This window comes from Brevundimonas sp. GW821-FHT10A07 (assembly GCF_059415785.1).
Map to the genome: position 1 here is coordinate 1 of NZ_JBWKNX010000001.1, position 24,192 is coordinate 24,192.

The following is a 24,192-nucleotide window of genomic DNA, read 5'->3' on the forward strand; positions in this document are numbered from 1 at the left end:
AAGCGTGATCAGCCCTGGACGCCCGTGATCAACTGACATGGTTGCTCCCCGTTCGCCTGCGCGAACGGGGAGGTGAGCGCGTCAGGCGTGGTTTTCGGCCCCCCGGAACAGCAAGGACCCGTCGCCGTAGGAGTAGAAGCGGTACCCGTCGGCGATGGCGTGGGCGTAGGCGGTCTTCATCGTGGCTTGGCCGGCGAAGGCGCTGACCAGCATGAAGAGGGTGGATTTGGGCAGGTGGAAATTGGTCATCAGCACATCGACGGCGCGGAAGCGGTAGCCGGGGGTGATGAAGATGGCGGTGTCGCCGTGGAAGGGGCGGATCTCGCCGGCCTCGGTCGCAGCGGATTCCAGCAGGCGCAGCGAGGTGGTGCCGACGCAGACGATGCGGCCGCCGGCGGCGTGGACGGCGTTCAGGGCGGCGGCGGTCTCGGGCGAGACCTCGCCCCATTCGCTGTGCATCTTGTGGTCGGCTAGGTCATCGGCCTTGACCGGCAGGAAGGTGCCGGCGCCGACGTGCAGGGTGACGGCGTGGGTCGAGACGCCCCTGGCCCGGATGGCGTCGAGCAGGGCGGGGGTGAAGTGCAGGCCCGCCGTGGGGGCGGCGACCGAGCCGTCGTGCTCGGCGAAGACGGTCTGATAGTCCGACCGGTCGCGGTCGTCCTCGGGCCGTTTGGCGGCGATATAGGGGGGCAGGGGCATGACCCCGACGTCGCGGATCGCGTCGTCCAGCGCCGGGCCGGACAGGTCGAACTTCAGGGTGATCAGGCCGTCTTCGCCCTTGGCTGTGACGGTGGCGTCGAGGCGGCCCAGATCGCAGGCGGCGTCGGCTTCCTGTCCGAAGCGGATGCGGTCGCCGAGCTTGATGCGTTTGCCGGGCTTCATGAAGGCGGACCAGACGTCGGGGGCGTCGCGGTGGTGAAGGGTGGCCTCGACGGCGACCGTCAGGGTCTCTCCTTCGGGGCCGGGGCGGGTGCGGACGCCCGACAGGCGGGCGGGGATGACGCGGGTGTCATTGAAGACCAGGGCGTCGCCGGGCCGCAGGAAGTCGGGCAGGTCGCGGATGATGCGGTCGTCCAGGGCGCCGTCCTTGACCACCAGCAGCCGGGCGGAATCGCGCGGATCGGCGGGCCGCAGGGCGATGCGGTCCTCGGGCAGATCGAAGTCGAAATCGGCGGTCTTCATCAGGCGGGGCACAGGCCACGCCGCGCGCGGGGGGTCAAGGGGCGGGAGAGCGGGCCGGCAGGTCAGGCGCGCCGCGGGGCGGGGGATTCCGGGACAGGTCGGCGATCAGGTCGTTCATTTCGCCGATCTCGCGCACCTGGGCCTCGATGATCTCGTCCGCCAGTTCGCGGACGCGAGGATCGCGGATATGAGCACGCTCGCTGGTCATGATGGCGATGGAGTGGTGCGGAATCATGGCCTTCATATAGGCGAGGTCGCCGACGGTGGCCTGGCTGCGGACCAGCCACAGGGAACCGGCGAAGACGACCACGGCGCCCGCGACGATCATCTGTTTGACGCGCGGCTTCTCATACATCGACCACATGAAGCCGATCATGATGGCGGCCATGACGGCGCCCATCAGCAGGGCCATGTAGAGCCGCGTCTCACTCAAACGGACGTGTTCGATCTGATAGTTGTTCAGATACATCAGGCCGTACATGACGACGGTGGAGACCGCGATCATGGCGGCGAAGCGGCGATAGCTCATGGGAACCTCGTGGAGGGCCTGTGCAGGGATCGGTCGGAGGGACAATGCGAGTGCGCCGGGAATGATCCGGCTGAACCTTCCGACCCGATGCGTGTTCAGCGGACATGAAAACCCTCGCACTCCTCCCGTGCGTCCTCATCGGCGCCGTCGCAAGCGCCCGGTCCATGACGCCCATGGCCGCCATAGCCGGGGCCCGGCTGGCGCATCGGAACACGCCGGGGCGGTTGCTGCTGCTGGACCATCCGCTGTTCAAGTTCGGCGGTCTGGCCATGGGGGTCGGCGAGCTGTTCGGCGACAAGATGAAGTCGGCGCCGGACCGGACGGTGTTCCTGGGCCTGCTGGCGCGGGTGATGAGCGCGGGGATCGCCGGGTCTGCGCTGGCGCCGCGCGGGCGTGAGAAACTGGGCGCGGCCCTGGCGGTTGGGACGGCCGTGCCGTTGGCTTATCTGGGGCTGGCGGGACGCAAGAAGGCGATGGTGCGGATCGGGCAGACGAAGAGCGGTCTGATCGAGGATGCGATCATCGTGGCGGCGGGGGCGGCGGTGGTGAGCTGGGCGGTCGGAGCGTTCGCCCGACCGCGCTGAACGGGTATGATAGGGGCCAAATAATCAGGAGCCTCCCCATGATCACCCGCATCCAGCCCGGCGTCCGTATGAGCGAAGCCGTGGTTCACGGCGACACCGTCTATCTGGCCGGGCAGGTCGGGGAGCCCGGCGATGATGTGATCGCCCAGACGAAGACGGCGCTGGCCGAGGTGGACGCCCTGTTGGCCCAGGCGGGCAGCGACAAGTCGAAGATCCTGATGGTCCAGATCTGGCTGGCCGACATCGCCGATTTCGACGCGATGAACAGCGTCTGGGACGCCTGGGTCGATACGGCTAATCCGCCGGCCCGCGCCACAGGCGAGAGCCGACTGGCCTCGCCGGACTACAAGGTCGAGGTGATCGTCATCGCCGCCAGGGGCTGACGGGGCGGGGGATAAGGCGGTTGACCCGGCGGTTTGCAGACTGCAAACCGCCGCCATGCTTCAGAACCTCGAAATCCTCGCCCGTGAGGCCAAGTCCTGGCCGTTCGAACAAGTCCGCAATCTGCTGGCCCATGTTCTGAAAAAGCGGCTGGGCGAGAGCGAGCGGGCTGAGGCGCGGGCGTTGATCGATGCGGGCAAGGCCGACGAGGCCCTGGCCAAGTTCGAGGCCCTGCGCCGGCCGGTGGTGCTGGAGACCGGATACGGGCCGTCGGGCCTGCCGCACATGGGCACCTTCGGCGAGGTGGCGCGGACCACCATGGTGCGCAACGCCTTCCGGGCCCTGACCGGCGACCACTGGCGCACGCGACTGATCGCCTTCAGCGACGACATGGACGGGTTGAGGAAGGTGCCGGAAGGCGTGCCGAACCCGGAGATGCTGCGCGAGGACCTGAACCTGTCGCTGACCCGGGTGCGCGATCCGTTCGGCACGCATGACAGTTTCGGGGCGCACAATAATGCGCGGCTGCGGGCGTTTCTGGACTCGTTCGGCTTCGACTACGAGTTCATGAGCTCGACCGAGACCTACAAGTCCGGCGCATTCGACGCGACGCTGTTGACCCTGCTGGAGCGGTTCGACGCGGTCATGGCCATCATGCTGCCGACCCTGGGCGAAGAGCGGCGGGCGACCTATTCGCCCTTCCTGCCGGTCAGCCCGATCACCGGCCATGTGCTGCAGGTCCCGACGCTGGAGCGGAATGTCGAGAAGGGCACCATCGTCTTCGACGATCCGGCGGGCGGGCGCACCGAACTGCCGGTCACGGGCGGTCATGTGAAGCTGCAATGGAAGCCGGACTGGGCCATGCGCTGGGTCGCGCTGGACGTCGATTACGAGATGTCGGGCAAGGACCTGATCGAGAGCGTGCGCGAGAGCGGCAAGATCTGTCGCGCCCTGGGGGGCACGCCGCCGGAAGGGTTCAACTATGAACTGTTCCTGGATATCGAAGGCAAGAAGATCTCCAAGTCCAAGGGCAACGGCCTGACGATGGACGAATGGCTGCGCTACGGCACGCCGGAGAGCCTGAGCTGGTACATGTTCCAGTCGCCGAAGTCGGCCAAGAGCCTGCACTTCAACGTCATTCCGCGCGCCATCGACGACTATCTGGCCTTCATCGAAAGCTACAAGACCCAGGAGCCGGCCAAGCGGATCGACAACGCCGTCTGGTCGATCCATGCCGGGAACCCGCCGACCCATACCTCGCCGGTGTCGTTCGCCCTGCTGCTGAACCTGGTGGGGGTGGCCAACGCCTCGACCAAGGACCAGCTGTGGGCCTATTTCGCCAAATATCTGCCCGAGGCGACGCCGCAGAACGAGCCGCTGCTGGACCAGCTGATGGACCGGGCGCTGAACTATTACGAGGACTTCGTGAAGCCCTCGAAGGCGTACCGGTTGCCGGACGACAAGGAGAAGGCGGCGCTGCTGGATCTGGCGGAACGGCTGAAGGCCCTGCCGGCGGATACGACCGATGGCGAGCTGATCCAGAACGAGGTCTATGCGGTCGGTAAGGCGCATGCGTTCGAGCCGCTGAGGGCCTGGTTCGGGGCGCTGTACGAAGTGCTGCTGGGCGCAAGCCAGGGGCCGCGCTTCGGCTCGTTCGCGGCCATCTACGGCCTGCCGCAGACCATCGCCCTGATCGAGGCGGGGGCGAACGGGCGTCTGGCGGACTAACCAGATCGGCCTTGGCGCGAGCCGCTCTCGGGGGGCGGCGTCGATGAAGATGAACGGAAAATAACGGCGAAGCTCCGGGAGCCTTCAGGTTCGGCCGGGCATTGTCTCCTCATCGGCAAGCCCGATGACAGGAGATAGAGTTATGTCGAGCAAGTTTCTGAAGACGGGTCTGGCCACGGCTGCGGCGCTGGCCGCCCTGGTGACCGCCGCCCCCATGGCCGCCCAGGCCCAGGCCAATGGCGTGACCAACTGCGACGCCCCCGGCGGTCGTCAACGCGTGGGCGCCCTGATCGGCGCGGTCGTCGGCGGCGTGGTCGGCTCGAACCTGGCGCGCAATGAGCGCACGGCCGGGACCGTGGTCGGCGCCGGCGCCGGCGCGGCGGCCGGGTCCTATATCGGCTGCAACCAGCAACGCACCCGTGCTGCGGCCCAGGCCAACGCCAACACCTATCGCGCCGGCACGAACCTGCGCATCCGCAGCGGCCCCGGCACCGGCTTCCGCCAGGCGGGCAGCCTGTCGGCCGGCCAACAGTTCACGGCCGTCGCCTCGCAAGGCGACTGGATCCAGATCGCCGGCGGCGGTTGGGTCAATGCGAATTACGTGACCCGCTAAGGGTCGCTTGCGGAAAGACTGTTTTCGGCGGCGGGCTGCTTACGCCCCGTCCGGTTCCGCCGCCGGGACAGTCGAAGGCTCACGGTTCGCCGTTTGAGCCTGGCCCCGTCCGGTTCGCCGGGCGGGGCTTTCTATTGGCTGACCCACAGGATGCGGGCCATCCATTCGATCTCGCGCCGGGGCACGATCCGGGGCGGATAGTCGGGGTTGATCGAGGACAGGGTGGCGGCGCGGGCGGTCAGGCCGGTCAGCTCCTTGGCCACCACCTCGCCCGAGGTCAGGCGCGCCACGACCCGGTCGCCGCGCCGCACGGCGGGGTCGCCGCGGTCGACGATGACACGGTCGCCCTCGCGATACAGGGGCGCCATCGAATCCCCGCTGATCCGCAGGCTGAAGGTGGTGGCGTTGACCCGGGGCAGTTCGGTCTGATCCCAGCCGTCGCCGACCGGCAGGCCGGCATCGTCGAAGAAACCGTCCAGGCCGGCGCGGGCCAGGCCCAGCAGGGGCACGGTCGTGGACGTCGGCGGCGCGTCGTCGGCCAGGGCCGCGAACTCGGCCAGGGAGACGCCGGTCGCCTGAAGCATCAGGGTCATGCTCTCGGTCGAGGGCCAGCGGGGACGGGGCGGATCGCCGGCGCCGAACCGTTTGGACGGATTGAAACTGGTCGCATCCAGCCCTGCCCGCCGGGCCAGCCCCGACGGCGACAACCCCTCGCGCCGCGCCAGGGCGTCCACGGCCTTCCAGAGTTTCGCGTGCGACAGGGGCATGGGGTTCCCGCGACTGAGTCGGGGAAGTTTAGGAGATGGGATTAGGAATTTCTACCTAGACGCAAACTCGGCCTCAGCCTTGCGCTCCTGCCAGGCCCAGAAGGTGCCGACGCCGATGCAGATGATGATGAGATAGCCGATCAAGTTCATCACTGTGTAGAGCGACGCTATGGGGATCGTCTTCGTCGTCAGGATCATGATGTGAGCCATGACAGTAATCAGCTGTAGGCCGGCTACCCATACGGGCCAGGATTGATGCGCCCGCCAGGCTAAAGCGGCGAATACCACTAGGGACATCGCATCAATGAGAAACATCCCAATAGGCAATCCGCGAAAGCCGTTGTTCTCCTGAACGAGCAGTGAGGCGAACCAAGCGGCAAGAAGATAACCGGCACCGACTCGTTCTCGCGGTCCGCCCTTGATGAAGGCGAAAAGGACCATGCCGACCATGAAGATCGCGCCGACGACCGCATAACCCATGTTCACCATGCAAATCGCCCCCGCACTGAGTGCACGGGGGCGATAATGAACCATTGCTGGTTAAACGATAATGTCAGTCCGCTAAGCTTACCAAAAATTCACCCGACCGAGCGAAGGTGGCCGGTCTGCTTGACAGGCTTGGGATCAAGCCAGTCGTCGGGCTTGCCAACCGGACCGATGGCGTAGGTGCCGTAACCCATACGACGGTGATCCTTCTGGAGTTCCGCGTGGCAGGCGACGATGGACTCGCGGGCGGCGGCGAGGGCGGCGATGGTTTCCATGGCCTTGGCCTGCGACGCCGTGGCGGCGACGGGCGAAAGGGACAGGGCGGCGCGGGCGCCGATGAAGGACTGAACCAGCGTCGTCGCCTGGGTGATGGCGGCGTCGATCGCGTGTTCGGTCGCGTGGAGATCGCCGGCGACGCTGGCGATGACTTCGGTCCGTTCCATAGAAAGCCCCTAAAACAAGGTTTACAAGAGATGTAAGCTTAACATGGATTAACCTTGCTTGGTAGGGTCCTGTTAACCGTGATGGTCGTTGCGGGTGTTCAGCGCCGATTGTTCGACGAACGGGGTGTCGTTTCTGTTTTCGCCCGGCCGAAGCCGCTGAAAGGCTTAGGGATTGTCCAGCAGGAAATGGGCGGTCAGGGAGGCGATGGGCTGGCTGCGGGCTTCCTGCCAGGCCTCGGCCTGGACATGGGCGACGCGGCGGCCGGCGCGGCTGATGCTGGCGCGGGCGAAGACGTCGACCGGGCGGCCGGTGCGCAGATAGGCGACGGTGACATTGATCGGGCGGGGCAGGCGCGGGCTGGGGAAGGCCAAGGCGACCTGGGCCATGGCCGTCATTTCCAGCAGGGCCGCCGTCGAACCACCGTGCAGGGCCGGCAGCATGGGATTGCCGATCAGCCGGTCGGCGAAGGGCAGGATGACGGTGATCTCGTCGCCGCTGACCAGGGTCTGAAGGTTCAGGAAACGGGCGTAGGGGATGCGTTCGAGAAGGTCGCTCATGCCGTGGTCTCACGGCTGGCGGCCGTCTTTTCCCGGTGCGGGCGGGCGCGGTTCAGCACATAGGCGGACTGGGCCGCCGCGACCGGGTCGGATGGGTCTTCTTCGAAGGCCCAGGCCCGGACGAAGGCGATGGTCGGCGTCAGCCGGTAGCATTTCCCCTGGGCCAGCAGGTCCACGCGCGGATGGGCGGCGCGCATATAGTCCACCCGCAGATCCAGGGTGGCGATGGGCTGAAACTCGGCCATGGCCGTCCAGACCGCCAGGCCGCCGATGTGGTCCAGCAGGGTGGTGACGAGGCCGCCGGCCAGGACGCCGGTGTCGGGATCGCCGACCAGATCGGGCCGCCAGGGCACGCGAATACGGGGATCGCCCTCGTGCAGGCCGTCGAAGACGAAGCCCAGCGCGCTGGTGTGGGCGGACCCCGTCGCCAGCTGGGGCAGGATGGTGTCGACGAAACTGTCTTGCATGCGAAAGGAACGCCCGTGAAGCCGATGATCGTCTCCTGTATGGAGGGGGGACCCGACGGCGTCGAGAGCGTTACGGTCCCATGATCCGCCCCGAAGACCTGCTGCACCCCACGCCCGCCGGCCTGTATTGCCCGCCGGGCGACTTCTACGTCGATCCGGTGCGGCCGGTGGATCGGGCGGTGATCACCCACGGCCATTCGGATCATGCGCGGGCCGGGCACGGCGTGGTGCTGGCGACACGCCAGACCCTGGCCATCATGGCCGAACGCTATGGCGCCGAGTTCGCGGGGCAGATGCGGGCTGTGGAGTATGGCGAGGCCGCCGCCGTCAACGGCGTGGACCTGCGGCTGATCCCGGCCGGCCATGTGCTGGGCTCGGCCCAGGTCGAGGCGAGGTGGAAGGGCCTGACCATGGTGGTGTCGGGCGACTACAAGCGCCGACGCGACCCGACCTGCCCGGCGTTCGAGCCCACGCCCTGTCATGTCTTCATCTCGGAGGCGACCTTCGGCCTGCCGGTGTTCCGCCATCCGCCGACCGAGGAGGAGATCGGACGGCTGGTCCGGTCGCTGGGTCAGTTCCCGGAACGCGCCCATCTGGTCGGCGCCTACGCCCTGGGCAAGGCGCAGCGGATCATCATGAGCCTGCGCGAGGCGGGGTGGGAGCGGCCGATCTATGTCCACGGGGCGATGGAGCGGCTGAACGCCCTGTATGAACGCGAGGGGATCGACCTGGGGCCGGTCCTGCCGGCGCGGGGTCTGGGCAAGGGCGCCTTGGGCGGCGAGGTGGTGATCGCGCCGCCGTCGGCGATCCAGGATCGCTGGGCCCGCAGTTTCGCCGATCCGGTGACGGCCTTTGCGTCCGGCTGGATGGGGGTGCGGGCGCGGGCGCGCCAGAGGGGCGTGGAGCTGCCGCTGGTGGTGTCGGATCACGCCGACTGGGGCGAACTGGTCGCCACCTTCGAAGAACTGAAGCCCGACGAGATCTGGATCACCCACGGCCGCGAGGAGGGGCTGCTGCGATGGGCCGAGCTGAACGGCCAGAAGGCGCGGGCGTTGCGCCTCGTGGGCTACGACGAGGAGGATGAGGAGGCGCTGGAGGTCCGGCCAGACTGAGCCAGGGCCTGAAGCGCGTCAGGCGCGACGGGCGGCGCGGCGCTTTGGAGCCTGGGCGCTCTCACCATCGCCCTCGCCACTGTCATCGGCGGCGGCCTGGGTCGTCGAGAGGGCGGCGTTCATCGCCATGCGCAAGCGTTCGGGCTTGATCGGCTTCTCGACCACGGCGGCCATGCCGATGGACAGATAGTGTTTGGCGTCTTCCGGATCGGCGTTGGCGGTGAGGGCGACGATGGGAATGCGGCTGACCGGACCGTTCAGGGCGCGAATGGCCTGGGTGGCCTGGACGCCGTCCATGCGCGGCATCTTGATATCCATCAGGATCAGGTCGTAGCGGTTTTCCTGAACGGCCTGAAGCGCCTCGATCCCGTCTTCGGCCAGTTCCGAGCTGCAGCCGAACATTTCGCACAGGGCCTGAGCCACGACGCGGTTGGTCGCATTGTCGTCGACGATCAGGATGTGCGGCGCGGACTGGAGGTTCAGCTCGGACAGGTCCGACACGTTCGACGGGGTCTCGACCTCGACCACGGCGCGGCGCGCGGTCAGGTCGAAGGCGAAGGTGGCGCCGCGGCCCTGGTTGTTCTCGGCCCAGATGCGCCCGCCCATGCGGTCGACCACCTGACGGCAGATCGACAGGCCCAGGCCGGCGCCGTCAGGCCCCGAGCCGTGCACAAAGGGTTCGAAGACGGAATCGACGCGGTCTGCGTCCAGGCCGGGGCCGTCGTCGCGGACGCGGGCCTGCATGCGGATCTGGTCGCCCTCGACCCAGGCCTTGAGCCGGGCCTCGACCATGCCGTTGCGCGCGAATTTCAGGGCGTTGCCGATCAGGTTGTTGAACACCTGTTTCAGCCGCACGCCGTCGATGACGGCCGCCAGTTCGGTGTCGCCCTCGTAACCGACCATCAGGGTCACGCCGTCCTGGGACGCGCGCGGCTCCCACAGGGACTGGACGTCGTCCATGACGGCGCGGAGCGGGGTGGGGACGGGGTTCAGCTCAAGCTCGCCCGCCTCGGCCTTGGACAGGTCGACCGCGTCCTGAAGGATGCGCAGCAGGCTTTCGGAGGAATCGACGATGGTCTGGACGTGGGCCTGGGCCGCCTCGTTCAGAGGTTGGCGGCGCAGCAGTTCGGCCACGGCCAGCACGCCGTTCATCGGGGTGCGCAGCTCATGGCTCATGATGGCCAGGAACTGGCTCTTGGCGCGGGCGGCGGCGATGGCCTGGGCGCGGGTGTCGTTGAGGATGGCGGCCTGATCGGCCATCTGGGCGTCGTGTTCGCGCTGGCGGTCGGTGGCGACCTTGAGCAGGGTCGCCGCTGTGCCGACCCCATGATACCGGCCGTTCTTGGTGACGATGAAGCCGCGCAGCAGGGCGGCGGGACCGCCGCGCAACATGATGTCGGAGAAGGCGTCGATCCGGGTGTCGCCTTCGACGACCGCAGGCTCGGCGTCCATGGCGAAACTGATGGGGCGCGTGTCGTAAAGGGCGTGGCCGAAGCGGCCGGCGATTTTCTGAAGGAAGGCGGTGCGTTCGACCAGACCCACGGGACGGCCATTCTCGACAACCGGGATGACCAGGGTGTCGGGTTCGCGCTCGAAACGCGCAAGCACCGCGCAGCCGAGCGTGGACGGGGCGATGGGCTCGGGCCGCTCTGAAAGGGTCTCAATGATCGGCATACTGCCTGGAACTCCTTACTCCCTGCCAACCTTGACCGGAAGCGCTTGCGGATTAGTTAAGCCGGATCAAAAAGTTTCGTGGATGAAATGCGGCGTCAGGTGCGGACCGGCGACCCGGATTTTGCGCCGGCCGCCCCTCTGGTGTAGAAGGCCGCCCCGACCCATATGGGTCCCCATCCCTTTGTGCATGCGCGCGGCCGACCGGCCGACCGCAGATTCGTCATGAGCGTCATCCTGGAAAAGTCTCCGACATCGGCCCTGGTCCTGTTCTCCGGCGGGCAGGACAGCGCGACCTGTCTGGCCTGGGCGCTGGAGCGGTTCGAGCGGGTGGAGACGGTCGGCTTCGACTATGGCCAGCGCCATCGGGTCGAGATGGAGGCGCGCCAGGCGGTGCGCGCCGGGATGAAGACGGCCCTGCCGCAATGGGCCGACCGGCTGGGCGACGACCATGTGGTGGACCTGACCGGCTATGGCCGGATCGCCGAGAGCGCCCTGACCGCGGATCGCAAGATCGAGATGGATGCGCGCGGCCTGCCGACCACCTTCGTGCCGGGGCGCAATCTGATCTTCCTGGTGGCGGCGGCGGCCCTGGCGGATCGGCGCGGGCTGGAGGTGCTGGTCGGCGGCATGTGCGAGACCGACTATTCCGGCTATCCGGACTGTCGCCACGAGACGATGGAGGCCATGGCGCGCGCCCTGTCGCTGGGGCTGGACAAGCCGGTGGTAGTCGACACCCCGCTGATGTGGCTGACCAAGGGGCAGACCTGGGAACTGGCCGACCGGATCGGGGGCGAGGCTCTGGTCGAGCTGATCATCGAGGACAGCCACACCTGTTATCTGGGCGACCGGACGCACCGTCACGCCTGGGGCTATGGCTGCGGCGAATGCCCGGCCTGTGAACTGCGCGCGGCGGGCTATGAAGACTGGGTCGCATCCCAAGGCGCCAAGGCGTGACCTATTCGGCCAAGGAAGTCTTTCTGACGGTTCAGGGCGAGGGCGGGCAGGCGGGCCGGCCGGCCGTCTTCCTGCGCTTCGCCGGCTGCAATCTGTGGAGCGGGCGCGAGCAGGATCGGGCGAGCGCCGTCTGCAGCTTCTGCGATACGGACTTCGTCGGCGTGGACGGGGATGGCGGCGGCAAGTTCGCGACGGCGGATCGGCTGGCCGATCATGTCGCGGCGATGTGGCGGGGGCGGGCGGGGGATCCGAAACTGGTGGTCTGCACCGGCGGCGAACCTCTGTTGCAGCTGGACCCGCCGCTGGTCGAGGCCCTGCACGCGCGCGGTTTCGAGATCGCCATCGAGAGCAACGGCACCCTGGCGGCGCCGGACGGGATCGACTGGATCTGCGTCAGTCCCAAGGCGGATGCAGGCCTGATCCAGATCAAGGGCCAGGAGCTGAAGCTGGTCTATCCGCAGCCCAAGGCCCTGCCTGAGCGGTTCGAACACCTGGCGTTCGAACGGTTCTGGCTCCAGCCCATGGACGGCCCCGACCAGGCGGAAAACACCGCCGCCGCCATCGAATACTGCCTGACCCATCCCCAGTGGCGCCTGAGCGTCCAGACCCACAAGTACATCGGCGTCCGCTAATGCCCCTCTTCGAAATCACCAAACAGGCGACCTTCGACGCCGCCCACCACTTCCCCAACGAACCCGAGGGCAGCATCTATCGCCGCGTCCACGGCCATTCCTTCACGGTCGAGGCGACGATCCGTTCCGAGACCCTGGACGCCGAGCACAACTGGGTCGCGGACCTGGGCGCGCTGGACCGGGCGCTGAGGGCGGCGGCGGAACAGCTGGACCACGGCATGCTGAACGAGCACGAGGGGCTGGAACTGCCCAGCCTGGAGAACCTGTGCCTGTGGTTCGCCAAGACCCTGAAGCCGGCCTGGCCTGGCCTGTGCCGGGTGCAGGTGGCGCGGCCGACGATCAATGAGCGGTGCGTGCTGAGCCTATAGGCCCAGATTGCGGCGGATCACGCGAAGCGTCGGGTCTTCCGCCTTGCAGGCCGATTTGACCTTACGCCAGCCCTCGGCGGACAGGGCGGGGGCGCCGGGGCGTTCCGCCTCGCGCGCCTCGCGGGCGCGACGGCCGGAGGCGGGGTGGGTGGCGGCGAACTCGGCCGCCTCGGCCAGCTTCTGATCCTCCATCTTCGACAGTCGGTCGAAGAAGGCGGCCATGCCCTTCGAGCTGAAACCGGCGTCGTGCAGCAGGGCGCGGCCCCGTTCGTCGGCTTCGTGTTCGGCCGCGCGGCCGTAGCTGAGGTCGGTGGCCTGACCGGCCAGGATCACCGCCTGCTGGCCCGCGCCGGAGCCGCCGCCGACCACGGCGTCGAGGATCAGGCCGAAGCCCAGGCTGCGCCACACCGCCTGCATGACGTGTCGCTTCTCGACATGGGCGATCTCGTGGGCGACCACGGCCGCGACCTCGTCGGGGGTGTCGGCCGCGCGGATCAGGTCGTCGGTGACGATGATGGAGCCGCCGGGCAGGGCGAAGGCGTTGATCATCGGCGCCTGGACGGCGCGGATGCGGATGTCGAACACGGTGTCGGCGTTGGAGGCCAGCCGGTCGGTCATGGATTGAAGGGCGGCCTGGCCCGCCTCGCCTTCGCAGTTGGGGAAGAGGGCGTTCATCTGCAGGTCGAAGTTTCGACCCATGTTGCGCTCGTATTCGACCGGCGTCGCCCGGGCGAGCGGACCCGACAGGGCCGGTATGCCGATGAAGACGAAGCCGGTCACGGCCGCCGCCACGACGGCGAGGGCCACGGCCAGGCTCCGCTCGCGCGAGCGGTCGCGGCGGGCGGTCTGTTTGGCCAGCAGACCGCCCGCCAGGGTCCAGTCGGATCGGGACACGACCAGCCGGGCGTCCGGTTCGGCGCTGTGCGACAGGCGGGCCTCGTTCGCCTCGAACGCCACCGACAGGCCCTTGGCCGGCCAGCGGCGCTCCTGGCCGTCGACCGACAGGATGACGGCCTCCGCGTCCACGGAGACGACGACCGGAAGAGATCGGGCGCTCTCGCCGTCGTAGAAGCGGCCGTCCATCTCAGATGGCCGAGAAGCCGAAGGCGTCGGCCAGGCCTTCGCCCGAGCCGGGGCCGCGGGTGGTCTGGTGCGCCAGCCCGACCTTTGCCTTGCCGGCGGACGTCAGCCGCTTGACCAAGAAACGCGCCGTCCGCGCCTGGGCCCAGGGCATGAGGAAGCCCAGGGTGACGATTATCAGGAACATGTTGCTGACCGTCAGCCACCACAGGGGCAGAGCCTTCACGTTCAGCACGAAGCCGGCGCTGTCCATCGTCACGCCATGGGCGACCGAACGCAGCATGGCGGCTTTGTAGGGCGCCCAGACCAGCAGGAAGATCGGCGCCAGAACCGCCATGGCGGCATAGACGCCGAGCAAGACCACAACATCGGGCGGTACGGGCGTATCGGGCGTCGGAGCGGGTTCAGCCTGGAGATGGGCGAACGCCACTCCGCTTACGACGACAACCAACAGGATATAGCTCACTGCCGTGCCGAACCAGCCGATGGCGTAGGCGCCGTAGACGCCCTTCTTTTCGGCGCGACCAATGCGGAAGGCCAGGCGGCGGTCGCCGAAGCGCAGTCCGTCCCAAAGGGATTCCGACAGCTTGCGCTCGGCGGTCGGCCAGAACCAGCCCAGGGTGATGCTGGAAAGCAGCAGATAGCCAAGGAAGTTGACGCCGTAGATGGCGGCGGACCCCGTCAGCCGGAATCGGATGCCGCGCCAGGTGGTGCGGCTGGCCATATAGCGGAAGGCGCTGAAGACGCCGAAGCCCCAGAGCCAGTAGATGAACAGATAGAGGGGCATGAGCATCAGCCCAAATAGGGCTGGGTGAAGGAACTGTCCGGCGAAGACCACCAGCAACAAGGGCGCGCCCAGGACGACCAGGGCCAGCAGGAAGCCGACGAACAGTTCGACCCCGCGACCGGTGTATTCGAAGGCCTCGTCGTTCAGCCGGACGCCGCCCCAGACGCGGCGACGCACCTCGGTCTTGCCCCAGAACCGCCAGAGGGTCAGGGTCACGATGTTCAGCAGGCCGTTCTTCAGGCTGAGGCCCAGGAATTTCGACGGCTGGAGCGTGGTGGAGAAGACCAGGGTCTCGGCGCCTTCGTCGGGATCGGAGATCGGACCCAGGGCGTCATGAAGCGGACGCGCCGGCGTCGGCGCGTCTTCGGTGATGTCGGTCAAACTGTCCCCCTACAATGTCCCCTGTTCTGGATATCCGCAGACAACGCGAGGGTGCAATCGATTAAATCGAAAGCGGGCGCCATCGCCAGGGCTGCAGCCGACGGAGCGCCTCAGGCGGAGGCCCACTCCGCCAGCGCCGCATTGACCGCCTTGGGCTGCTCCAGCGTCGAGGCGTGGCCGCAGTCGGGGATGATGGCGAGGTTCGCGTCAGGGATGGCGTCGGCGATTTCCTGGGCGCGCTCCGGCGGGGTCAGCGGGTCACGGTCGCCGACCAGGACCAGGGTAGGAACCGCGATTTGGGCGAGGTGTGGACGCGAGTCGATGCGCTTGGTGATCGCGGCTTCCTGGCGGATGAAACCGTCCGGGCCGACGTCGCGGCCCATGCGGATCTGGATGTCGATCAGGTCCTGACGGTCGCGATGGGCGGGGTGAAGCAGGTTGGGAGTGACCTGGGCGAGGACCGCTTCCAGTTCGCCGTTCCCGACCCGTTCGATAAGCAGGCGTCGCGCCTCGATCTGTTCAGGGGTGTCTGCACGGGCCGAGGTGTTGAGCAGGGCCAGTTTGATGACCCGTTCCGGCGCCTGGCGCAGGATCTCCATGGCGATATAGCCGCCCATGGAGATGCCGCCGAGCGCGAAGCGCGGCGGGGCGTCGCGCAGGATGGCGGCGGCCATGACGGCGATGCTGTCGCCCTCAAGCGTCGAGGCGACGGTGACGGGTCCGTGGGGCCACAGGGCGACGGTCTGGGAAGCGAACATCTCGGCCGTGCAGGCGAGGCCGGGGATCAGGACGGTCGGGGTCATCTCGGGACCGTATCACGAAACCGCAGGCGGCTCTGCAAGGGGGCGAAAGGCGGCGTGTCGGACTGCTCAGCAGGCCTTGCCCTGGCGCTGGCGTTGTTCGCAGCGACGTTGGTCGCGCTCGTACTCGCGCTGTTCGCGTTCGCGGCGGGCGCGGGTTTCCTCGTCGGAGGTGGTGACGGCGTCGAAGCCGGCGCCGACGACCGCGCCGGTGGCCTTGGCCGTGCCGCCCACGACGGCGGCGGTTCCGCCGACCACGGCGCCGACGACGCAGCCCTGGAGTAGCAGGGCTGCCCCCAGCAGGACGGGGAGTGCGGCGGCGCGCAGGGGGCGGCGGTCGGTCATCGGAGGAGTCTCTCGTGAGATGTGGAGACTACAGCCGAATGGTGAACAGGGCCTGACCGTCGCCGGGTCAGGCCGTGCGTTGCGGGAGCAGTTTGCGCCGCTGTCGCGCGATGGCCAGCGGGGTTCCGTCCGCGCCCCAGGCGGTCGCCTCGTCCACCGTCCAGCCCAGGCCCAGGTCCAGCATCCGGAACTCGAAGAAGGCCCAGCCCTCGGGCGCGGTTTCAGGCGTCGGGTCGGTCAGGATGTCGATGCGCAGATCGACGGTGGTCATGGGCGCAGGCGTGGACGAGGCTGTCCAGGCCGGGGGATAGAGGGCGTCCAGCAGATAGCAGAGCCCGACCTCGTCCAGCGGGCGGCGATCGGCCATCCGCATCCAGGTGCGCTCGATCACCGGCTTGCCCCTATTGCCGCCCAGGATGTTGGGGCCGCCGTCGAACCGGTATTCGACGTGCTGGGCGAAGTGGGGCGACATAGGGCCCTGGATGGTGGCGGCGGGGTTCAGGCTGTCCAGCGGGGGCGGCGGCAGATGAAGCGGGGTCAGGGACGGCGTGTCGCCGTCCAGGCCATAGGTGCCGGTGGCGTGGTGGGTCATGCGGCCGTCCTGCTCGGCCTCGACCGCCGCATAGACGACGTTGCGGCCGCCGCGCAGCAGGCGCGGACGAAAGGCGACCTGTTCACCGAACCGGGCCGCCGACAGATACTGGACCGACAGGGTGCGCAGCGGCGCGGTCAGGGACAGGCCCCGACGCATCGACTGGGCGCACAGGGCCGCCAACAGACCGCCGAAGGGGAAGCCCTTCTCCGGCGCCATGCCGGAAGGGCCGTTGGAGAAATGACCCGGCACGGGCGCCGACAGGCCGCCGTCGTCCAGGGTGTGGAAGGCCAGGGCGGCGTCGAGGGAGATGGGAGTCGTCATATGGGCCATGGGCGCGATCCTGCGTCAGGCGAAGAAGAGGCGGAAGGCTAGTTCTCAAGTTGCGCTACGCTTCGCGACTTGAGCGCAGAGCCCTCCGCCAGTCAAAGGAACAAGGTCGGCGAACCGGGAGGTCCGTCAGTCCGTTGCCAAACAAGACTGACTTAGCGGGTTCGGTTTGGCAACCCTCTTGCCAAGCGGCTGACGCGGGGTCACTTTTGTCGCATGGGACGCACCGCAGACTACAGCCGCCAAAGCTGCTCCATCGCCGCCACGCTGGAGGTGATCGGTGATCCGTGGACCCTGCTGGTCATCCGCGACGCCTTCAACGGGGTGCGCCGGTTCGAACAGTGGCAGGACAATCTGGGCGTGGCGCGCAACGTCCTGGCCGCGCGTCTGAAAAGCCTGGTCCAGCATGGGGTGCTGGAACCGCGCCCCTATTCCGAGCGTCCGCCGCGCAATGAATATGTGCTGACGGCCAAGGGCAAGGATCTGTACGGGGTGCTGGTGACCCTGCACGGCTGGGGCGCCAAACACGTCTATGGCGAGACCGACTGCGGCATCGAAATGGTCCATTCGACCTGCGGCCAGACCCTGACGCCGCGCATCGCCTGCGGCTGCTGCGGCGAGATCGTCAAGCCGAGGGAGATCCTGCTGACGCGCGCGGAGAACCGGCCGACGGTGGGGGATGTCATGCCGAGGGACGAGGCGGCTTAGGGAACAAGCCTAGCCAGGTCTGGATGCCCGACGGGCCGTGGAAGTCGGGACGAGGGTCTGATCCTCATTCTCGTCCTCATCAGGCGCATATTCGAGAATATCGCCCGGCGCGCAGTCCAGATAGCGGCAGAGGGCGTCGAGGGTGTCGAACCTCAGCCCCCGCACCTTGCCGGATTTCAGCAGGGACAGATTGGTCTCCGAAATGCCGATGGCGCGCGCCAGGACGTTGGAGCGCACCTTGCGTCGGGCCATGACCACGTCGAGGCGCAGGATGATGGGCATAAGACAAACCTCGAAGCGTCTTCGTGGACCTCGGCGCCCAACTGCATCACGCGGGCGATGACCAGCAGCACCAGGCCCAGGCAGAGGGCCTTGGCGCTGTCGAGCCTGAGCCAGCCGTCGTCGTCGAAGCCGCTGGCGCTGACCAGGATATGTCCCAGCGTCGGCGCCACGGCGTAGGCCAGGAGCCAGAGGGCGATCCGGCCGATGCAGCGGGCGTTCTCCGCCCCAAGCACGATTCCCGCGTGGTAGAGGCCGAACAGCCGCCGCAACTCCCACAGAACGGCCAGGGCTGGACCGATCATCAAGGTGGCCGAACACGCCAGGGCCAGCTTACGGGTGAAGGGCAGAACTCCGACCGTGGTCCAGCCGGGGGGCAGGGGCGGCACGTCGCGGCCCAGCATGATCTGCATCCCGCCCGGCCGGACCTGAAGTCTCGGTCCTTCATAGGCCAGAACGCCGACGACGGCCGTGGCCAGGATCACGGCGCCGATGACGAAGAGGGCGGCGAACAGCCATTCCAGCGGGCGGCTGAGACCTCGGATCCTCGTCAAGGAGGCGGCCTCGCCCGGAACCGGGGGCGGGAGTTCCACGATGGTGGCCATAACCACGGTCTCTTTGATTGACAGATATATTTTTATGTATTTCGATATGTGACGTTAAGCAAGCAGGGGAGACGCCGCATGGGATCGCCGAGGATTTCACGATGGATCGGGCTTGTCATGCCCGTCGTCCTGTTTGCGTCCGGCGGATGCGCCACCGTGGCGGCGGTCCACCCTGTCGTCGTCTCTGAACTGGGCGCGCCCTCGCGCGCCTCCGCCCTGGAAGCCAGCCTGTCCCAGCGTGGCGTTGTGACCTTCGAGCGGATTGTCTTCGCGCGATGGACGGCAGGACGCGGGGCGTTCATCGACCGCAACGACTCCCGCACCGCCGGCGTGCCCAAGGGGATGGAGGAGGCGGTGATCTACGCCTATGTCATCGACCATCCCCGGTTCGGTCGATATCTGATCGACAGCGGCGTTTCGGCTGATCTGGCGCCGCGGCTGAATCCGCTGATGCGGCGCGCCCTGCGCGATCTGAACGTAAGGGTCGAGCAGACTACGGCCGAATGGCTGCAAGAGCGGGCGTCGCCGCGCGCGGTCTTCCTGACCCATCTGCATTTCGACCATGTGGGCGGGCTGTTGGACGTGCCGGACGATACCCCAGTCTATGTCGGTCGCGGGGACGCCGAGGAGCGGAGCTGGGCGTATCGCGTGATCGGACGGCCGGCGGATACGGCGCTGGAGGGAAAGGGGCCGTTGCACGAATGGGCGTTTTCGCCCGATCCTGATGGGGCATTCGCCGGGATCATAGACATCTTCGGCGACGGATCGGTCTGGGCCTTGAGCCTGCCGGGACATTCGCCAGGCTCGACCGGCTATCTGATCAATGCGGTGGACGGCCCGAAGCTGGTGGTCGGCGACGCGGTGTCGATACGACTGGGCTGGGAACAGGCCATGCGACAGCCGCTGCCGGCCTCGGCCCGCGCCGACGCTGAAGCGTCCGCGGACCGTCTGCGCCGCTTCGCCGCCGCCCATCCCCAGGTCGAAGTCTTCCTGGGGCATCAGTCCCGGACGGAGCAGACCGACTAGGACTTTTGAGAAGCCTCACTCCCCCGGCGTGATGAACACCGGGTTGGCGTAGAACCACAGGTCGCTCCAGGGGTCTTCGCCGGCGGGGTCGGGCGTGGGCTCCAACTCGGCGCCGTTGGTGCCGCGCACGCGGATGTAGCGGGGCGTGGACGAGGCGGGGAGGGTGTGGCGGATGGTGATGACCTCGCCGTCGCGGGTCCAGTCGGCGGCAGTGAAGCGGCGTTCGACCTGGGTGGAGGGGTTGTGGTCGGCGTCGCGGTCGGGGCGGGGGCCGGCGACCTCGCCCACGATCAGGTCGATGCGGGTGACGGCGCTGTCCTTGCCCGAGACATTGGGGCCGGCGGGGTCGCGCAGGCGGATGGTGACCACGACGGGCTGGTTCGCCGGAGCCTTCAGTTCGCCGCCGATATCCGCCGAGCGGCCGCCGGACTGGGCCGTCACGTCCAACTCGGAAATCAGGTCGCCGGTGGTGACGAAGATGCGGCCCTCGCGCAGGCCGTCCAGCACATCGGCGTGGTCGCGGCGGGCCAGGACATAGGTCTTGGAATATTCGCCGGGCCAGAAGTCGGCGCCGCCCTCGCTGTAGTGGCGGTGCGAATCCGAGGTCGAGGTGATCCACCAGCGGCGCCCCTCGCCCAGCATGGAATCCCAGAAACCGCCCAGGCGCGCCGTCATCTGGTCGAAGCCGCCCATGGTGGGGGCGCGGCCATAGATGCCGCGTACGCCGTCGGGCTTGATCGAGCCGTCGGGGTTCAGGGTCGAGGCCTGGTGGCCCGGAGCCCCCTCCATGCCGACCGCGACGCGCGGTGCGGTGTCGTTCCAGTCGCGCAACTCGGCGGGGTCGTACTGGCCGTATTCGCCCAGGCCCGTCGCCGAGCGGGACGGGTGGTTGGCGATCACCACGGGTCGGTCGTTCAGCCCGTCCATAACCCGCAGGGCCTCGATCATGCGCGGCTCCTGATCGCGGGCGGGGTCGGCGGGCCAGGGCTCGCGCTTGGCGAAGCGGCTTTCCAAGTCGCGCAGGGTGTCGCGCTCGGCCTCGGTGCGGGGCAGGATCAGGCTGGAGTGGTCGCCGCCGGGGGTGTCGAACTCCATGCCGTAGAAGAGCAGCAGGTCGGGGATTTCCCGCCGGGCCATCAGCAGTTCGGGATAGGCCTGCTCGGCGTTCAGCTTCGAATGGTTGGGGCCGCCGTGATCGGTGGAGACCATCCAGGCCAGGCCGAAACGATGGGCCATGCGGGCGTTCTGGGGGATCGGATAGACGGCGTCGCCGGCGATGACCGCCGTGGGCGGGGCCGTGGGGTCCATCGGGTCTGGCGTATAGCCGACGCTGTAGCGGCTGTGGACATGGTGGTCGCCGGCCAGCCAGGTGCGCGCTTCGTCCGTGGCGACGGCTGCGGCGGGCGCGACCGGCTGGAGGCGGGCCGGATGGTGGTGATCGTGCCCCTCGTGCGCAAAGGCCGGCGCGGCGACGACGGTCAGGGCGATCAGGATCGCGGCGTGAGGGCGAAGGGTCATGCGACGGGTTCCGGCAGGGTTCGACCCCGCCTAACGGCTCCGTATGACAGACTTACGAAAAGCGGGTGCGACAGATGGCGTCCAGGGCGGGGTTGAGGGGGATGGATGCTGCCGCTTTCTGGCAGCAGGTCTGTTAGGATCGCGTCGTGTCCCGGTCCGAACGCCTGCTCGATCTTCTGAACGCCCTGCGGCGGCGTCGCCGGCCGGTCAGCGGGCGTGCCCTGGCCGAGGAGACGGGGGTCAGTCTGCGCACCCTGTATCGCGACATCGCCAGCCTGCAGGCCCAGGGGGCGACGATCGAGGGGGAGCCGGGGGTCGGCTATGTGCTGAAGCCGGGCTTTCTGCTGCCGCCGCTGATGTTCACGCCGGAGGAGGTGGAGGCCCTGGTGCTGGGCTCGCGCTGGGTGGCCGACCGGGCCGATGCGCGGATGCGCGAGGCGGCTCTGGGCGCGCTGGCGCGGATCGCGGCGGTGGTGCCGCCGGATCTGCGCGACGAGATGGAGACCTCGGCCCTGCTGGTCGTGCCGGGCGCGCCCTTTCCGACCGATCTGGTCGATCCCGCCCTGCTGAGGAAGGCGATCCGCACCGAGCGGCGGCTAAGGCTGTGTTATCGCGACGAGGCGGGGGCGGCGTCGGAACGAGTGGTCTGGCCCTTCGCCCTGGTCTTCTTCGACCGGGTCCGGCTGCTGCTGGCCTGGTGCGAACTGCGGCAGGATTTCCGCAGTTTCCGCACCGACCGGATCGTCGAGGCCGAGGTTATGGAGGCGCGCTATCCCACCTCGCGCCAAGCCCTGCTGAAGACCTGGCGCGAGGCGCAGGAAAAACGGGGTGAGGCGGGATCATGCTGACAGGAACTGGCAGTAGTCCGGTCTAGGTTTGTTCTCGTAGAAGGCGGAGGGCGAACATGACTGACATCGACGATATCCTGCTGGCGGTGGCCGACCCCGAGGCCAGCACCCGCTTCTATTCGGGCCTTCTGGGGCGCCGGCCCTTGATGGCCGGACCGGACCGCGCCCTGTTCATGATGCGCTCGGGCCGGGCTCTGGGTCTGATGCGGCGGGCCCATGCCGATGCGGGCGAGGGGCGCGAGCTGGAGTTTCCGCTCGACGACCCGGCCGCCGTCGAACAGGCCCATATCGACTGCTGGGACCGGGGCGCGCGCATCCTGATTCCGCCGACGGAGATGGATCCGGGGCGCGGCTTTGTGGCGCGCGACCCGGACGGAAACCGGCTGAGGGTGTTCGCGGCGGCGTGAGGCGGCGCGTGTTCCAACACGCGCCGCCCAGCGGTCATTTGCGCACGTACTTGTCGAGGAAGGCCAGATAGGCGTCCTGGGCGGTGATGCGGTTGTCGCGGCGGGTGAAGCCGTGACCCTCGTTGGGGAAGAGGACGTATTCCACCGGCACGCCGTTGGCGCGGACGGCGGCGACCAGTTCGTCGCTCTCGACCTGAAGCACGCGGGGGTCGTTGGCGCCCTGGACGACCAGCAGGGGCTTGGTGATCCCCTCGGTATGGAACAGGGGCGAGATGCGGCGGTGGCGTTCGGCGTCAGTCGCGGGGTCGCCCATCTCGTCATACAGGGCGATGCGGTTGGCGCCCCACCAGGCGGGGATGGACTCCAGGGTGCGCACCCAGTTGGTCACGCCGAAGATATTGACCCCTGCGGCGAAGGCGTCCGGATGGAAGGCCAGGGCGGCGGCGGTCATGTAGCCGCCGTAGGATCCGCCCATAACCGCCACCTGGTCGTCGGCGACCCAGTCCTGCTGACGCAGCCATTCGCCGCCGGCGACGATGTCGCGCAGGTCGGCCTCGCCGTGCTTCTTGTCGTCCATGTGGAAGAAGGTCTTGCCATAGCCGGAGCTGCCCCGGTTGTTGGCGCCCAGGACCGCATAGCCGTGGTTCACCAGATGCTGGACCATGGCCGAATAGCCGCGCCGGGTCTGGCCGCCGGGGCCGCCGTGGACCAGGACGATGGCCGGGGCCGGATGGGCGGCCGAGGCTCCCTTGGGTTTGTAGAGGACGGCCGGGATCATCACGCCGCCTTCGCCGGGGTAGCGGACGATGGTCGCCTCGACCAGGACATCCTCATTGATCGCGGGGTTCAGGGCGTGGGTCAGGCGGCGCGCCTGGCCGGTGGTCAGGTCGGCCACGAAGATGTCGGACGGCGAAGTGTCGGAGGAGACGGTGAAGGCGATGGTCTTCTCGTCTTCGCTGAAGCGCACATTGCCGATGTCGCCGTCGGGCAGGCCGGTCAGGGCCACGGGCCGGCTCATGGTGGTGTCCAGCAGGGTCAGTTCGGTCTTGGCGTCGGCGTTCAGGCCCGAGACCCGGTAACGACCGCTGGGCGAATAGAAGACGAAGCTGACATCCCAGCCGGCTTGAATCAGGGGCGCAACGGCGCCGGTCGCCAGATCGTGGCGGAAGGCCTGCTGAAACTCCCCGTTCTGGTCGGTGCCAATCAGGACAGCTTTTGAGTCAGGGGTGAAGTCGTAGGCGGCGTAGGCGACATCGCCTTCATGCGGGGTCAGCAGCTTGGGCTCGCCTGGCTGGGTCAGGTCTGCCAGATAGAGGTCGTTGTTGGCGCTGGTCAGGGCCTTGTCCAGCACCAGCCAGCGGCCGTCCGGCGACAGGGCGGCGGGCGAGAAGCCGCCGGTGTTCTCGAACACCATCCGATGCTCATAGGTGGCGGCGTCGTAGGCGATGACGTCGAAGGCGGCGGGGTCGCGACCGTTGGACATGACATAGAAGGTCTTGCCGTCGCGGCTCCAGCCGAGGAAGTCGGCCTTGACCTTGTCCCCCGGCGTCAGGTCGGTGACGGTTCCATCGACGGCGCGAACGAACAGATGGCTCAGCTCATCTCCGCCGCCGTCCTGGCTGAACAGGATACGCGCGTCGCTCGGGAAATAGCTGACGGGATTGGCCGCGCTGGTGGTCGAGGTCGTCAGGGCGACGGGCTCGCCGCCCGCGATGGGCAGGGCGTAGGCGTTGAACACCCCCGTCTTGTCCGAGCGGATCAGCACCGACTGGCCGTCGGGCGAAAAGGCCTTGGCCCCGCTGTAGGCCAGGCCATAGCTGGTCGTGTCGAAGAATTGCGCCGCCGTATAGGTCGGCGTGGCCGGCTGGACGGCGGCGGGTTGGGCCGCAGCCTCGGCGGCGAGCGCCGAGGCGGGAAGGACGGCCATCAGGGCCAGTACGGAAACCAGGCAGGCGGCGGTGCGCATCGGAACCTCTCGTCAGGGATGATGACCGTAAGAGGCGCCAGA

Annotated in this window: 29 protein-coding genes; 12 read left to right on the top strand and 17 right to left on the bottom strand. The window is 68.0% G+C overall.

Going from position 1 to position 24,192, the window contains the following annotated elements:
- Positions 1 to 81: 81 nt before the first annotated feature.
- A complete protein-coding gene (gene queA / locus AC07NC_RS00005) occupies positions 82 to 1,182 on the bottom strand; it encodes a tRNA preQ1(34) S-adenosylmethionine ribosyltransferase-isomerase QueA (RefSeq protein ID WP_494568180.1) in 1,101 nt (366 codons plus the stop codon).
- A 34-nt stretch (positions 1,183 to 1,216) separates the two neighbouring features.
- Positions 1,217 to 1,711 carry a DUF305 domain-containing protein gene (locus AC07NC_RS00010; protein WP_494568181.1) on the bottom strand — a complete coding sequence of 165 codons (495 nt, stop codon included), beginning with the start codon at positions 1,709 to 1,711 and terminating at the stop codon, positions 1,217 to 1,219.
- Positions 1,712 to 1,875: 164 nt separating this feature from the next.
- On the opposite strand from AC07NC_RS00010, the gene AC07NC_RS00015 reads away from it, so the two are divergent.
- The 4 genes from AC07NC_RS00015 to AC07NC_RS00030 all read left to right on the top strand — a co-directional run bounded on the left by AC07NC_RS00015 (position 1,876) and on the right by AC07NC_RS00030 (position 5,017).
- The gene (locus AC07NC_RS00015) at positions 1,876 to 2,295 is read left to right on the top strand and encodes a hypothetical protein (protein WP_494568182.1); all 420 of its coding nucleotides are present in this window, start codon (positions 1,876 to 1,878) and stop codon (positions 2,293 to 2,295) included.
- A gap of 38 nt (positions 2,296 to 2,333) precedes the next feature.
- Positions 2,334 to 2,678 (top strand): RidA family protein, encoded by a 345-nt coding sequence (locus AC07NC_RS00020; RefSeq protein ID WP_494568183.1) that lies wholly within the window; start codon positions 2,334 to 2,336, stop codon positions 2,676 to 2,678.
- A 55-nt stretch (positions 2,679 to 2,733) separates the two neighbouring features.
- Positions 2,734 to 4,404 carry a lysine--tRNA ligase gene (locus tag AC07NC_RS00025; RefSeq protein ID WP_494568184.1) on the top strand — a complete coding sequence of 557 codons (1,671 nt, stop codon included), beginning with the start codon at positions 2,734 to 2,736 and terminating at the stop codon, positions 4,402 to 4,404.
- 142 nt (positions 4,405 to 4,546) lie between these two features.
- Positions 4,547 to 5,017 carry an SH3 domain-containing protein gene (locus AC07NC_RS00030; RefSeq protein ID WP_008260398.1) on the top strand — a complete coding sequence of 157 codons (471 nt, stop codon included), beginning with the start codon at positions 4,547 to 4,549 and terminating at the stop codon, positions 5,015 to 5,017.
- Positions 5,018 to 5,148: 131 nt separating this feature from the next.
- Here the strand turns inward: AC07NC_RS00030 and AC07NC_RS00035 are convergent, their stop codons facing one another.
- The 5 genes from AC07NC_RS00035 to AC07NC_RS00055 form a co-directional block, all read right to left on the bottom strand.
- Positions 5,149 to 5,784, bottom strand: coding sequence for a S24 family peptidase (locus AC07NC_RS00035; protein ID WP_008263968.1), 636 nt, complete (start codon positions 5,782 to 5,784; stop codon positions 5,149 to 5,151).
- A 51-nt stretch (positions 5,785 to 5,835) separates the two neighbouring features.
- Positions 5,836 to 6,273: a hypothetical protein gene (locus AC07NC_RS00040; RefSeq protein WP_008259595.1), complete on the bottom strand. Its 438-nt coding sequence runs from the start codon at positions 6,271 to 6,273 to the stop codon at positions 5,836 to 5,838.
- A gap of 89 nt (positions 6,274 to 6,362) precedes the next feature.
- Complete coding sequence (locus AC07NC_RS00045; protein ID WP_008263080.1) at positions 6,363 to 6,713, bottom strand: hypothetical protein; 351 nt, start codon at positions 6,711 to 6,713, stop codon at positions 6,363 to 6,365.
- A 165-nt stretch (positions 6,714 to 6,878) separates the two neighbouring features.
- Positions 6,879 to 7,271 (bottom strand): PaaI family thioesterase, encoded by a 393-nt coding sequence (locus AC07NC_RS00050; RefSeq protein WP_008260356.1) that lies wholly within the window; start codon positions 7,269 to 7,271, stop codon positions 6,879 to 6,881.
- On the bottom strand, positions 7,268 to 7,738 hold the full coding sequence (locus AC07NC_RS00055) for a PaaI family thioesterase (RefSeq protein WP_494568185.1): 471 nt from the start codon (positions 7,736 to 7,738) through the stop codon (positions 7,268 to 7,270). The genes AC07NC_RS00050 and AC07NC_RS00055 overlap by 4 nt, the downstream gene beginning before the upstream one ends.
- 80 nt (positions 7,739 to 7,818) lie before the next feature.
- On the opposite strand from AC07NC_RS00055, the gene AC07NC_RS00060 reads away from it, so the two are divergent.
- Positions 7,819 to 8,850, top strand: coding sequence for a ligase-associated DNA damage response exonuclease (locus AC07NC_RS00060; protein WP_494568186.1), 1,032 nt, complete (start codon positions 7,819 to 7,821; stop codon positions 8,848 to 8,850).
- An 18-nt stretch (positions 8,851 to 8,868) separates the two neighbouring features.
- Here AC07NC_RS00060 and AC07NC_RS00065 read toward each other — a convergent pair whose 3' ends face one another.
- Complete coding sequence (locus tag AC07NC_RS00065; protein WP_494568187.1) at positions 8,869 to 10,524, bottom strand: response regulator; 1,656 nt, start codon at positions 10,522 to 10,524, stop codon at positions 8,869 to 8,871.
- A gap of 222 nt (positions 10,525 to 10,746) precedes the next feature.
- Here AC07NC_RS00065 and queC point away from each other — a divergent pair, with 222 nt between their 5' ends.
- From queC to AC07NC_RS00080, 3 genes are read left to right on the top strand one after another with little or no spacing between them, the layout of a single operon-like run.
- Positions 10,747 to 11,478 carry a 7-cyano-7-deazaguanine synthase QueC gene (queC, locus tag AC07NC_RS00070; RefSeq protein WP_035309257.1) on the top strand — a complete coding sequence of 244 codons (732 nt, stop codon included), beginning with the start codon at positions 10,747 to 10,749 and terminating at the stop codon, positions 11,476 to 11,478.
- On the top strand, positions 11,475 to 12,110 hold the full coding sequence (gene queE / locus AC07NC_RS00075; RefSeq protein ID WP_494568188.1) for a 7-carboxy-7-deazaguanine synthase: 636 nt from the start codon (positions 11,475 to 11,477) through the stop codon (positions 12,108 to 12,110). Before queC ends, queE begins: the two co-directional genes overlap by 4 nt.
- On the top strand, positions 12,110 to 12,478 hold the full coding sequence (locus tag AC07NC_RS00080) for a 6-pyruvoyl trahydropterin synthase family protein (RefSeq protein WP_494568189.1): 369 nt from the start codon (positions 12,110 to 12,112) through the stop codon (positions 12,476 to 12,478). Before queE ends, AC07NC_RS00080 begins: the two co-directional genes overlap by 1 nt.
- Here AC07NC_RS00080 and AC07NC_RS00085 read toward each other — a convergent pair.
- The 5 genes from AC07NC_RS00085 to AC07NC_RS00105 form a co-directional block, all read right to left on the bottom strand.
- The gene (locus tag AC07NC_RS00085; RefSeq protein ID WP_494568190.1) at positions 12,473 to 13,561 is read right to left on the bottom strand and encodes a M48 family metallopeptidase; all 1,089 of its coding nucleotides are present in this window, start codon (positions 13,559 to 13,561) and stop codon (positions 12,473 to 12,475) included. The genes AC07NC_RS00080 and AC07NC_RS00085 overlap by 6 nt on opposite strands.
- A 1-nt stretch (position 13,562) precedes the next feature.
- Positions 13,563 to 14,726 (bottom strand): YjgN family protein, encoded by a 1,164-nt coding sequence (locus tag AC07NC_RS00090; protein WP_494568191.1) that lies wholly within the window; start codon positions 14,724 to 14,726, stop codon positions 13,563 to 13,565.
- A gap of 110 nt (positions 14,727 to 14,836) precedes the next feature.
- Positions 14,837 to 15,529, bottom strand: coding sequence for an alpha/beta fold hydrolase (locus AC07NC_RS00095; RefSeq protein WP_494568192.1), 693 nt, complete (start codon positions 15,527 to 15,529; stop codon positions 14,837 to 14,839).
- Between the two features lie 66 nt (positions 15,530 to 15,595).
- Complete coding sequence (locus AC07NC_RS00100) at positions 15,596 to 15,871, bottom strand: hypothetical protein (RefSeq protein ID WP_426025017.1); 276 nt, start codon at positions 15,869 to 15,871, stop codon at positions 15,596 to 15,598.
- A 67-nt stretch (positions 15,872 to 15,938) separates the two neighbouring features.
- Positions 15,939 to 16,796: an acyl-CoA thioesterase gene (locus tag AC07NC_RS00105; protein WP_494568193.1), complete on the bottom strand. Its 858-nt coding sequence runs from the start codon at positions 16,794 to 16,796 to the stop codon at positions 15,939 to 15,941.
- A gap of 213 nt (positions 16,797 to 17,009) precedes the next feature.
- Here AC07NC_RS00105 and AC07NC_RS00110 point away from each other — a divergent pair, with 213 nt between their 5' ends.
- Positions 17,010 to 17,501 (top strand): winged helix-turn-helix transcriptional regulator, encoded by a 492-nt coding sequence (locus AC07NC_RS00110; RefSeq protein ID WP_494568194.1) that lies wholly within the window; start codon positions 17,010 to 17,012, stop codon positions 17,499 to 17,501.
- 9 nt (positions 17,502 to 17,510) lie between these two features.
- On the opposite strand, the gene AC07NC_RS00115 is transcribed toward AC07NC_RS00110, so the two are convergent.
- Both AC07NC_RS00115 and AC07NC_RS00120 read right to left on the bottom strand, forming a co-directional pair.
- On the bottom strand, positions 17,511 to 17,783 hold the full coding sequence (locus tag AC07NC_RS00115) for a helix-turn-helix domain-containing protein (RefSeq protein ID WP_492041032.1): 273 nt from the start codon (positions 17,781 to 17,783) through the stop codon (positions 17,511 to 17,513).
- Entirely contained in the window at positions 17,678 to 18,385 is a 708-nt protein-coding gene (locus AC07NC_RS00120) for a DUF2975 domain-containing protein (protein WP_494568195.1), read from the bottom strand. Before AC07NC_RS00120 ends, AC07NC_RS00115 begins: the two co-directional genes overlap by 106 nt.
- Before the next feature lie 117 nt (positions 18,386 to 18,502).
- Between AC07NC_RS00120 and AC07NC_RS00125 the strand changes: the two genes are divergently transcribed.
- Positions 18,503 to 19,411 (top strand): MBL fold metallo-hydrolase, encoded by a 909-nt coding sequence (locus AC07NC_RS00125; RefSeq protein WP_494568196.1) that lies wholly within the window; start codon positions 18,503 to 18,505, stop codon positions 19,409 to 19,411.
- Positions 19,412 to 19,426: 15 nt separating this feature from the next.
- Here AC07NC_RS00125 and AC07NC_RS00130 read toward each other — a convergent pair whose 3' ends face one another.
- Positions 19,427 to 20,929 (bottom strand): CehA/McbA family metallohydrolase domain-containing protein, encoded by a 1,503-nt coding sequence (locus AC07NC_RS00130; protein ID WP_494568197.1) that lies wholly within the window; start codon positions 20,927 to 20,929, stop codon positions 19,427 to 19,429.
- A gap of 146 nt (positions 20,930 to 21,075) precedes the next feature.
- On the opposite strand from AC07NC_RS00130, the gene AC07NC_RS00135 reads away from it, so the two are divergent.
- On the top strand, positions 21,076 to 21,777 hold the full coding sequence (locus tag AC07NC_RS00135) for a helix-turn-helix transcriptional regulator (RefSeq protein WP_494568198.1): 702 nt from the start codon (positions 21,076 to 21,078) through the stop codon (positions 21,775 to 21,777).
- A 56-nt stretch (positions 21,778 to 21,833) separates the two neighbouring features.
- On the top strand, positions 21,834 to 22,184 hold the full coding sequence (locus tag AC07NC_RS00140; protein WP_494568199.1) for a VOC family protein: 351 nt from the start codon (positions 21,834 to 21,836) through the stop codon (positions 22,182 to 22,184).
- Between the two features lie 34 nt (positions 22,185 to 22,218).
- On the opposite strand, the gene AC07NC_RS00145 is transcribed toward AC07NC_RS00140, so the two are convergent.
- Positions 22,219 to 24,150, bottom strand: a complete 1,932-nt coding sequence (locus tag AC07NC_RS00145; RefSeq protein WP_494568200.1) for a S9 family peptidase — start codon at positions 24,148 to 24,150, stop codon at positions 22,219 to 22,221.
- Positions 24,151 to 24,192 lie beyond the last annotated feature (42 nt).

What these genes read in the sequence shown, in the direction of transcription:
- queA (WP_494568180.1), bottom strand. Translation starts at nt 1,182, where the DNA reads ATGAAGACCGCCGATTTCGACTTCGATCTGCCCGAGGACCGCATCGCC.
- AC07NC_RS00010 (WP_494568181.1), bottom strand. Translation starts at nt 1,711, where the DNA reads ATGAGCTATCGCCGCTTCGCCGCCATGATCGCGGTCTCCACCGTCGTC.
- AC07NC_RS00015 (WP_494568182.1), top strand. Translation starts at nt 1,876, where the DNA reads ATGACGCCCATGGCCGCCATAGCCGGGGCCCGGCTGGCGCATCGGAAC.
- AC07NC_RS00020 (WP_494568183.1), top strand. Translation starts at nt 2,334, where the DNA reads ATGATCACCCGCATCCAGCCCGGCGTCCGTATGAGCGAAGCCGTGGTT.
- AC07NC_RS00025 (WP_494568184.1), top strand. Translation starts at nt 2,734, where the DNA reads ATGCTTCAGAACCTCGAAATCCTCGCCCGTGAGGCCAAGTCCTGGCCG.
- AC07NC_RS00030 (WP_008260398.1), top strand. Translation starts at nt 4,547, where the DNA reads ATGTCGAGCAAGTTTCTGAAGACGGGTCTGGCCACGGCTGCGGCGCTG.
- AC07NC_RS00035 (WP_008263968.1), bottom strand. Translation starts at nt 5,784, where the DNA reads ATGCCCCTGTCGCACGCGAAACTCTGGAAGGCCGTGGACGCCCTGGCG.
- AC07NC_RS00040 (WP_008259595.1), bottom strand. Translation starts at nt 6,273, where the DNA reads ATGGTGAACATGGGTTATGCGGTCGTCGGCGCGATCTTCATGGTCGGC.
- AC07NC_RS00045 (WP_008263080.1), bottom strand. Translation starts at nt 6,713, where the DNA reads ATGGAACGGACCGAAGTCATCGCCAGCGTCGCCGGCGATCTCCACGCG.
- AC07NC_RS00050 (WP_008260356.1), bottom strand. Translation starts at nt 7,271, where the DNA reads ATGAGCGACCTTCTCGAACGCATCCCCTACGCCCGTTTCCTGAACCTT.
- AC07NC_RS00055 (WP_494568185.1), bottom strand. Translation starts at nt 7,738, where the DNA reads ATGCAAGACAGTTTCGTCGACACCATCCTGCCCCAGCTGGCGACGGGG.
- AC07NC_RS00060 (WP_494568186.1), top strand. Translation starts at nt 7,819, where the DNA reads ATGATCCGCCCCGAAGACCTGCTGCACCCCACGCCCGCCGGCCTGTAT.
- AC07NC_RS00065 (WP_494568187.1), bottom strand. Translation starts at nt 10,524, where the DNA reads ATGCCGATCATTGAGACCCTTTCAGAGCGGCCCGAGCCCATCGCCCCG.
- queC (WP_035309257.1), top strand. Translation starts at nt 10,747, where the DNA reads ATGAGCGTCATCCTGGAAAAGTCTCCGACATCGGCCCTGGTCCTGTTC.
- AC07NC_RS00080 (WP_494568189.1), top strand. Translation starts at nt 12,110, where the DNA reads ATGCCCCTCTTCGAAATCACCAAACAGGCGACCTTCGACGCCGCCCAC.
- AC07NC_RS00085 (WP_494568190.1), bottom strand. Translation starts at nt 13,561, where the DNA reads ATGGACGGCCGCTTCTACGACGGCGAGAGCGCCCGATCTCTTCCGGTC.
- AC07NC_RS00095 (WP_494568192.1), bottom strand. Translation starts at nt 15,529, where the DNA reads ATGACCCCGACCGTCCTGATCCCCGGCCTCGCCTGCACGGCCGAGATG.
- AC07NC_RS00100 (WP_426025017.1), bottom strand. Translation starts at nt 15,871, where the DNA reads ATGACCGACCGCCGCCCCCTGCGCGCCGCCGCACTCCCCGTCCTGCTG.
- AC07NC_RS00105 (WP_494568193.1), bottom strand. Translation starts at nt 16,796, where the DNA reads ATGGCCCATATGACGACTCCCATCTCCCTCGACGCCGCCCTGGCCTTC.
- AC07NC_RS00110 (WP_494568194.1), top strand. Translation starts at nt 17,010, where the DNA reads ATGGGACGCACCGCAGACTACAGCCGCCAAAGCTGCTCCATCGCCGCC.
- AC07NC_RS00115 (WP_492041032.1), bottom strand. Translation starts at nt 17,783, where the DNA reads ATGCCCATCATCCTGCGCCTCGACGTGGTCATGGCCCGACGCAAGGTG.
- AC07NC_RS00120 (WP_494568195.1), bottom strand. Translation starts at nt 18,385, where the DNA reads ATGGCCACCATCGTGGAACTCCCGCCCCCGGTTCCGGGCGAGGCCGCC.
- AC07NC_RS00125 (WP_494568196.1), top strand. Translation starts at nt 18,503, where the DNA reads ATGCCCGTCGTCCTGTTTGCGTCCGGCGGATGCGCCACCGTGGCGGCG.
- AC07NC_RS00130 (WP_494568197.1), bottom strand. Translation starts at nt 20,929, where the DNA reads ATGACCCTTCGCCCTCACGCCGCGATCCTGATCGCCCTGACCGTCGTC.
- AC07NC_RS00140 (WP_494568199.1), top strand. Translation starts at nt 21,834, where the DNA reads ATGACTGACATCGACGATATCCTGCTGGCGGTGGCCGACCCCGAGGCC.
- AC07NC_RS00145 (WP_494568200.1), bottom strand. Translation starts at nt 24,150, where the DNA reads ATGCGCACCGCCGCCTGCCTGGTTTCCGTACTGGCCCTGATGGCCGTC.